The organism is Allobosea massiliensis (genome assembly GCF_042655245.1).
Lineage (GTDB): Bacteria > Pseudomonadota > Alphaproteobacteria > Rhizobiales > Beijerinckiaceae > Allobosea > Allobosea massiliensis.
In genome coordinates, this window is the sequence record NZ_JBHSLU010000080.1 from 1 (window position 1) to 559 (window position 559).

Genomic DNA, 559 nt, shown 5'->3' on the forward strand with positions numbered 1-559 from the left:
GTCGTCGAGCCGCGCGGCGCCCTTGCCCGCTACAATGCCGAACTCGCCAAGCAGTCCGCGAAGGGCGTTGATCGTCGCCGTTCGTTGGCGCACAAGCAGCGCGCGAACCCGGTGCAACGCCAGCACCGCCTGCTGATCCGGCGTCTTGATAGGAACGAAGCGCATATTGGGCCGCCCCACCGCCTCACAGATGGCTTCCGCGTCGGCCGCGTCTGTCTTGTTCCTCTTCACATAAGGCTTCACGTATTGAGGCGGGATCAGGCGAACTTCATGCCCGAGGCGCATCAGCTCGCGCGCCCAATGATGAGCACTCGAGCAAGCCTCCATGCCAATCAAGGTCGGCTCAAGTCGGGCGAAGAAGGGGAAAAGCTGACTCCGCGCCAGTCGGCGTCTAATGACTGTCACTCCATTGGCGTCGATGCCGTGGACCTGGAAAACCGACTTCGCCAGATCCAAACCGATGCGTGCGATGCTCATGGTGGCTCTCCCTCGTTGATCGCTACCGAAGAATGCGCCGCCCAGCGGGGGTGGTCCATGCCATCAAATGGGCCGTCCAGCG

At 62.6% G+C, this 559-nt stretch carries 1 protein-coding gene; it reads right to left on the reverse strand.

The window, feature by feature from the left end; translation table 11 throughout:
• Window positions 1-477 (reverse strand): IS110 family RNA-guided transposase (locus ACFPN9_RS22260; RefSeq protein ID WP_377817606.1); only part of this gene is annotated, 477 nt, incomplete at its 3' end.
• Window positions 478-559 lie beyond the last annotated feature (82 nt).